Source organism: Micromonospora mangrovicola (assembly GCF_047200535.1).
Classification (GTDB): domain Bacteria; phylum Actinomycetota; class Actinomycetes; order Mycobacteriales; family Micromonosporaceae; genus Micromonospora.
In genome coordinates, this window is record NZ_JBJZOG010000024.1 from 70,947 (window position 1) to 78,267 (window position 7,321).

Consider the following 7,321-nt stretch of genomic DNA (forward strand, 5'->3'; position numbering starts at 1 on the left):
CGATTGACGCTCGTCTTGGTGGACGGTTAGTTTCCGCTCCATCACCCGAGCACGTCCGTCGATCCGACGGTGCTCGGGGCTGCCGACGATGGAGGATCAATGCCGACCCCGAAGAGATGGCACGTGATAGCTTCCGCCGCCACGCTGTTGATCGCCGGTACCCCGGCGGTCACCGCGAGCGCCGGCCCCGCCGACACCGACAGCGCCCGGCGCGGGCGCACCGAATGGGCGGCCAGCTGGGCCGCCGCGGTGACCCGCGGCAACACCGTGGGCCTGACCAACACCGGCCTGAACAACCAGAGCATCCGGATGACCGTGCAGACCACCGTCGGCGGCGACCGGCTGCGGGTCCGGCTGACCAACCTCTACGGCGAGCAGGCCGTGCAGGTCGGCCACGCCACCGTCGCCCGGCCCGTCGCCGCGACCGAGGACCGGTCCGACATCGACCCCGCCACCGTCCGGGAACTCACCTTCTCCGGCGCCACCTCGGCCACCATCAACCGGGGTGCCGAACTGCTCAGCGACCCGCTGGACTTCCCGGTCGACGAGCAGGAGGACCTGGTCGTCACCCTGTACTTCCCGGTGCTCACCGGCCCGGTCTCGTTCCACGGCCAGTCCCGGGTGACCAACTTCATCGGCGCCACCGACCTGACCACCGCCGCCGACGGCGCGGGCTTCACCATCAAGCCGAACTGCTGCTGGATGTTCCTGTCCGGTATCGACGTGGAGCGCCGGATGAGTCCCGGCTCGGTGGTCGTCCTCGGTGACTCCATCGGCGACGGCAACGGCAGCACCGTCAACGAGGACCGGCGCTGGCCGGACCTGCTCGCCGCGCGGCTCATCGACGCCCGCCCGGAGGTCCGCACCCCGGGCGTGCTGAACATGAGCCTCTCCGGCAACCGGCTCAACCACGAGGGCCCGGAGCCCGGCGCGGGCGGCTTCCCCGGCTACAACGAGCTGGGCCCGAACGCCCTGGCCCGGCTCAACGAGGACGTCTTCCCGCAGACCGGGGTGCGCACCCTCATCACCCACCTCGGCATCAACGACATCTGGATGAACGGTGACAGCGCGGAGAGCATCATCGCCGCCCTGCGCCAGATCAACCAGCAGGCCAGGGAGCGCGGCCTGACCAGCCTGGTCGGCACCATCACCCCGTACGAGGGCAACGGCGGACCGGGGGTGTGGACGGAGGAGAAGGAGGCCACCCGGCAGGCGGTGAACGCCTGGCTGCGCGGCGCGGGCGCGGCGGAGTTCGACGGCGTGCTCGACTTCGACGCCGTGCTGCGCGACCCGGAGCGCCCGAGCCGGCTGCTGCCGGCGTACGACGCCGGGGACCACATCCACCCGAATGACAGCGGCGCGCAGGCCATGGCGGACGCCGTACCGTTGCGACTGCTCGGTCTGTGACAACGGTGGGGGCGGCGCCGGCACCGCGCCGCCCCCACCACCGAATCCTGGGGAAGGATGCAGCCATGGACGTCGATGAGATCCTGACCGGGCTGTACAGCGAGCCGGGCCGACAGAACCCCTATCCGTGGTACGCGGCCCTGCACGGGCACGGGCCGATCAACACCATCCCGACCCGCGCCGAGCACAGCACCATCACCGCAGTGGCCGGCGGGTACGACCTGGTCGACCAGGTGCTGCGCGACCCGGGGTGGTACAAGGGCTACCCGCCGGGTTGGGAGCAGCAGGAGATTCTGCGCACCTTCCTCAGCTCGATGATGTTCATCAACCCGCCCGACCACACCCGGATGCGGGCGGTCTTCGCGAAGACCTTCACCCCGCGCCGGCTCGGCGCGTTGGAGCCGGTCGTCGTCCGGGTCGTCGAGGAACGGCTGGACCGGATGGCCGAGGCGGGCGCGGGCGGCGCCGAGGTGGACTTCGTCGCCGACTTCGCGTATCCGGTGCCGGCGCTGGTGATGGCCGAGTTCATCGGCCTGCCCGAGGCGGACCTGTCCTGGTACCGGCAGCGGGTCGACTGGATCGACGAGTACATGGACGTCGCCGGCAAGACCCCGGAACGGCTGGCGCGGGCCAACCGGGCCGCCGAGGAGCTGCGCGTCTACTACCGCGACCTGATCGCCCACCGGCGGCGGCAGCCCGGCGAGGACCTGATCAGCGGGCTGGTCGAGGTGCTGGACGCCGGCGGCGTGGAGCTGACCGAGGAGGAGCTGATCAGCAACCTGATCGTGCTCTTCAACGCCAGCTTCGTCACCACCGTCTACATGTTCAGCAACGGCCTGCCGCTGCTGCTGGCCCACCCCGACGTGGTCGCCGCGCTGCCCGGCGACGACGCCCTCGCGCGGGGCTGCGTGGACGAGATCCTGCGGATGGAGAGCCCGGTGCACTTTCTGGCCCGCTCCGCGCCACGCGACACCGAGCTGGGCGGCGTGCCGGTCAAGGCGGACGAGAACGTGCTGCTGCTGATCGCCGCGGCCAACCGCGACCCGGCCCGCTTCCCGGACCCGGACCGGTTCGACCCGCACCGGGACGGCCCGCCGTCGCTCGCCTTCGGGGTCGGGCTGCACTTCTGCCTCGGCTCGGCGGTGTCCAAGCTGGAGGGGCGGTTGGCGCTGCCCCGGCTCTTCGCCCGCTTTCCGCGGCTGGCGATCAGCCGGACGCCGACGTACAGCGGCAGCCTCTTCCTGCGCGGCATCGACAAGCTCTTCGTCACCACCGGCAGCTAGGAGACCACGATGGCACTCGACCCGCAGGTGGTCGCGTGGCGGGCCGCGCGCGCGACCGCCGGCACCGTACCGCTCTACACCCAGACCCTGGCCGAGGCCCGCGCCGCCGACCTCGCCGCGATCCGCGCCGGCTCCGGCGCGGTCGAGCCGGTCCACGAGGTACGCGACGCGCAGGTCCCCGGCCCGGACGGGCCGCTGCCGGTGCGGATCCACCGGCCCGCCGGGGGCGGCCCGCTGCCCACCCTGGTCTACTTCTTCGGCGGCGGCTGGACGCTGGGCAGCGTGGACACTGCCGACGCGATCTGCCGCCGGCTGGTCAACACCGCCGGCTGCCAGACCCTGACCGTCGGCTACCGGCTGGCTCCAGAGCACCGCTTCCCGGCGGCCGTGGACGACTGCTACGCGGCGCTGCGCTGGCTGGTTGCGCACGCCGACGAGGTCGGCGCCGACCCGGACCGGCTCGCGGTCGGCGGGGACAGCGCCGGCGGCAACCTCGCCGCCGCGGTCACCCTGCTGGCCCGCGCCGACGGCGGCCCCGGGCTCGTCGCCCAGCTGCTGGTCTACCCGAACGCCGACCAACGGCCCGGCCCGGCCCCGGCCGACGAGGACCCACTGCTGTTCAACCGGCACTCCGTCGCCTGGTACCGGCAGCACTACCTGGCCGACCCGGCCGACGCGGCCCACCCGCTCGCCTCGCCGCTGCTCGCCGAGGACCTCTCCGGGTTGCCCCCGGCGCTGGTCATTACCGCCGAGCACGACCCGCTGCGCGACGAGGGGGAGCGGTACGCGGCCCGGCTGCGGGAGGCTGGTGTCCCGACCGAGCTGACCCGCTACGACGGGATGATCCACGGCTTCTTCGCCATGCCCGGGGTCTTCGACGCCGGGCGGCAGGCCCAGGAGCAGGCGGCCGCCTTCCTGCGCGACCGGTTCGGGCTGACCCCGGTCGGGGCCGCTGCGGCGAGGGACGGTGCCCGGCATGGCTGAGCCCGGCGTGGTCGAACCGCCGGCCCCGAACGGTCAGGCTCCGATCGCCGCCGACGGCCGCGCCGCGGCGGCATTCGTTGCGCCCGCCAGCCTGGCCGACTTCGCCGAGCTGGCCCGGGCGGTGTTGCCCGCGGCGGTGTCGGACTTCATCGACGGCGGCAGCGGCACGGAGACCACCCTCGCCGCCAACCGGGCCGCGCTGGACCGGGTGGCGGTGCTGCCCCGGGTGCTGACCGGCGTGGACAGCCCGCGCACCGAGGCGGCGCTGCCCGGCGGCCGGTACGCCATGCCGGTCGCGGTGGCGCCGATGGCGTACCAGAAACTGCTGCACCTGGACGGCGAGCCGGGCCTGGCGGCGGCCGCCCGCGCGGCCGGCGTGCCCTACGTGGCGAGCACCCTGGGCAGCACGCCGATCGAGGAGGTGGCCGCGGCCGGCGGCCCGGTCTGGTTCCAGCTCTACTGGCTGCGCGACCGGGGCATGGTCGCCGACCTGGTGGACCGGGCGCAGGCGGCCGGCTGCACGGCGCTGATGGTGACCGTGGACGTGCCGGTGCTCGGCCGGCGGCTGCGCGACGTGCGCAACGGCTTCGCGCTGCCACCGCACGTCACCGCCGCGAACCTGCCCGGTGGCCGCGACGACCTGGCCCACCAGGGCACCCCCGGGGTGTCCGCGGTGGCGGTGCACACCGGCGCGGTCTTCGCCCCCGCGCTGAGCTGGGCCGACCTGGCCTGGCTGCGGGAGCGTACCCCGCTGCCGCTGCTGGTCAAGGGCCTGCTCGACCCCCGGGACGCGGTGCGCGCGGCGGAGGTCGGGGTGGACGCCGTGGTGGTCTCCAACCACGGTGGGCGGCAGCTCGACGGGGCCCCGGCCACCGCCACGGTGCTGCCCGAGGTGGTCGCAGCGGTGGGACAGCGGTGCGGGGTGCTGCTGGACAGCGGGGTGCGTGGGGGCACCGACGTGCTGCGCGCCCTCGCCCTCGGCGCCGACGGCGTGCTGGTCGGCCGGCCCCTGCTCTGGGCCCTGGCGGCCGGCGGCCGGGCCGGTGCCGAGGCGGCGCTGGCGCTGCTCGCCGCCGAGCTGCGCGACGCGCTCACCCTCGCCGGCTGCGCCGACCCGGCGGCGGCGCGGCAGCTGCGCACCCTGATCGGAGGCTGACCGTGGAGCCGGTGGACCTGACCGTGGCGGCCCTGCACGCCAGCATCGACGACCCCGCGCTGAACTCGATGAACTTCCTCAACGAGGTGGCGCAGCACTACCCGGACGCGGTTTCCCTCGCCGCCGGGCGGCCGTACGAGGAGTTCTTCGATGCCGGGGTGCTGCCCGGGCACCTGGACACCTTCCGCAGGCATCTCGCTGAAGATCTCGGGCTGAGCCCGGCCCAGGTCGACCGGACCCTGCTCCAGTACGGCCGGACCAAGGGCATCGTGCACCACCTGATCGCCCGTAACCTCGCGGTGGACGAGGGGATCACCGTCGACCCCGAGACGATCGTGGTGACCGTCGGCTGCCAGGAGGCGATGTTCCTGGTGCTGCGGGCGCTACGGGCCGGGCCGGCGGACGTGCTGCTCGCCGTCGCCCCCACGTACGTCGGGCTGACCGGGGCCGCCCGCCTGGTCGACCTGCCGGTGCGCCCGGTCGCCGGTGGCCCGGCCGGGATCGACCTGGCCGACCTGCGGGAGCAGCTGCGCCGGGCCCGGGCCGAGGGGCTGCGCCCGCGCGCCTGCTACGTGATGCCCGACTTCGCCAACCCCTCCGGCGTCAGCATGGACCTGGCGCAGCGGCGGCGGCTGCTCGATCTCGCCGCGGCGGAGGAGCTGCTGCTGATCGAGGACAACCCGTACGGCCTCTTCCCGGCCGGGGACGCCGAGCGGCGGCCCACCCTCAAGGCGCTGGACACCCGCCGCCGGGTGGTCTATCTCGGCTCGTTCGCCAAGACCGTGCTGCCCGGCGCCCGGGTGGGGTACGTGGTCGCCGACCAGCGGGTGGCCGGGTCGGACGGGTCGGTCGGGCCGCTCGCCGACCAGCTCGCCAAGATCAAGAGTATGGTGACCGTGAACACCTCGCCGATTGCGCAGGCGGTGGTCGGCGGGGCGCTGCTGGCCCACGACTGTTCGCTGGTCGCGGCCACCGTGCGGGAGCGGGCCGCGTACGCCCGCAACCTGCGGCACATGGTGGACGGTCTGGCCCGCCGGTTCCCGGCCGGCGGCCCGGTGCGGTGGAACGTCCCCGCCGGCGGCTTCTTCGTGGTGGTGACCGTGCCGTTCGCGGTGGACGATGCCCTGCTGCACCGTTCCGCCCGCGAGTACGGCGTGCTCTGGACCCCGATGGCCCACTTCTACGACGACGGCGCGACGGTGAACGCACTGCGGCTGTCGGTCAGTGCGGTGACCCCGGACCAGATCGACCTCGGGCTGGACCGGCTCGCCGCGCTGGTCGCCGACGAACTGGCGGAGCCGGCCACCATCGTCACTGGCGGTGCGGCCCGCTGATCTCGCCGGACCCGCGCGGGATCAGCCGGGTCGCCACGAGGTGCGTACGCGGCCGCCACTGCTCGCCGTCCAGCCGTCGGAAGATCAGCGACGCGGCCACCCGGCCCATCTCGGACGGGTCCTGCGCGATCACCGTGACCGCCGGTTGCAGAAGGTCGGCGAGGGGGAAGTCGTCGAAGCCGACCAGCGCCACCTCGTGCTGCCGGCCGAGCTGTTGCAGGGTGCGGATCGCGCCGATGGTGACGAGGTTCTGCGAGGTGAAGAGAGCGGTGGGTGGGGAGTCGCCAGCGAGCAGCCGACGTACGGCCGCCGCGGACCCGTGCTCGGTGTGCAGGTCGTGGACGGCGGCGGCCGGCCGGATGCCGTGCTCGGCGAGGGCCTCCCGGAACCCCTGGAAACGCTCGCGGGCGGTGGCGATCGTCTGCAGGTCACCCAGGTACGCGATGTCGCGGTGCCCGTGCGCGGCCAGATGGTGGACGGCGGACGCGGCACCCCGGAGGTTGTCGGCGAGGACCGCGTCGACCGGCAGGCCGACCGGCGGCCGGTCGACGAAGACGACCGGCGTGCCGGCGCTCACCTCCCCGGCGAGGTAACTCTGGTCGTCGCTGGCCGGAACGACGACCAGGGCGTCGGCCTGCCGCATGGTGAAGGCGTGGATGAGATCGCGCTCCCGCTCCGGGCTCTCGTCGACGCTGCCCGCGAAAATCAGCACGCCCCGCTCCCGCGCGGCGTCCTCCAGGGCCCGGTGCAGGGCGGCGGAGAACGGGTTGGCCAGGTCCTCCAGAACCGCGGCGATGGCCGCGCTGCGGCCGCTGGACCGCCGCAGGCTGCTCGCGGTGAAGTTCGGCCGGTAGTCCAGCTGCGTGATCGCCCGGCGCACCGCGGCCAGCTTCGGCGGCGAGACCCCGGCCTCCCCGTTGACCACCCGGGAGACGGTCTTCGTGCTCACGCCGGCGAGCAGCGCGACGTCCCGGAGCGTGGGCCGGGCCTTGACGCCGGTCGGCGGGGCGGAGGCGGCAGCGTGCATGGGCGCTCCTACCGGAGGGGGATGGTGCGATGGCGGGGGGGGGGAAAAAACCGGGCGTGGACCCCCCCCGAGAGGATCTAACTCCCCATTCGCCCCCCCCCCCCCCTCACCTCTCCCGCCCGTTGGTCAA

Annotated in this window: 6 protein-coding genes; 5 read left to right on the plus strand and 1 reads right to left on the minus strand. The window is 74.0% G+C overall.

Annotated features, from left to right (window positions below; all coding sequences use genetic code 11):
• The first annotated feature begins 126 nt into the window (after positions 1-126).
• The 5 genes from ACL02O_RS12745 (at position 127) to ACL02O_RS12765 (ending at position 6,164) form a co-directional block, all read left to right on the plus strand.
• Positions 127-1,407: an SGNH/GDSL hydrolase family protein gene (locus ACL02O_RS12745; protein ID WP_412818246.1), complete on the plus strand. Its 1,281-nt coding sequence runs from the start codon at positions 127-129 to the stop codon at positions 1,405-1,407.
• Positions 1,408-1,472: 65 nt separating this feature from the next.
• Complete coding sequence (locus ACL02O_RS12750; protein WP_412818236.1) at positions 1,473-2,690, plus strand: cytochrome P450; 1,218 nt, start codon at positions 1,473-1,475, stop codon at positions 2,688-2,690.
• A 9-nt stretch (positions 2,691-2,699) separates the two neighbouring features.
• Positions 2,700-3,674: an alpha/beta hydrolase gene (locus ACL02O_RS12755; RefSeq protein WP_412818237.1), complete on the plus strand. Its 975-nt coding sequence runs from the start codon at positions 2,700-2,702 to the stop codon at positions 3,672-3,674.
• Entirely contained in the window at positions 3,667-4,830 is a 1,164-nt protein-coding gene (locus ACL02O_RS12760) for an alpha-hydroxy acid oxidase (protein ID WP_412818238.1), read from the plus strand. The genes ACL02O_RS12755 and ACL02O_RS12760 overlap by 8 nt, the downstream gene beginning before the upstream one ends.
• Positions 4,779-6,164, plus strand: coding sequence for an aminotransferase-like domain-containing protein (locus ACL02O_RS12765; RefSeq protein WP_412818247.1), 1,386 nt, complete (start codon positions 4,779-4,781; stop codon positions 6,162-6,164). Before ACL02O_RS12760 ends, ACL02O_RS12765 begins: the two co-directional genes overlap by 52 nt.
• On the opposite strand, the gene ACL02O_RS12770 is transcribed toward ACL02O_RS12765, so the two are convergent.
• The gene (locus ACL02O_RS12770) at positions 6,142-7,191 is read right to left on the minus strand and encodes a LacI family DNA-binding transcriptional regulator (protein WP_412818239.1); all 1,050 of its coding nucleotides are present in this window, start codon (positions 7,189-7,191) and stop codon (positions 6,142-6,144) included. The genes ACL02O_RS12765 and ACL02O_RS12770 overlap by 23 nt on opposite strands.
• Between the last annotated feature and the right edge of the window lie 130 nt (positions 7,192-7,321).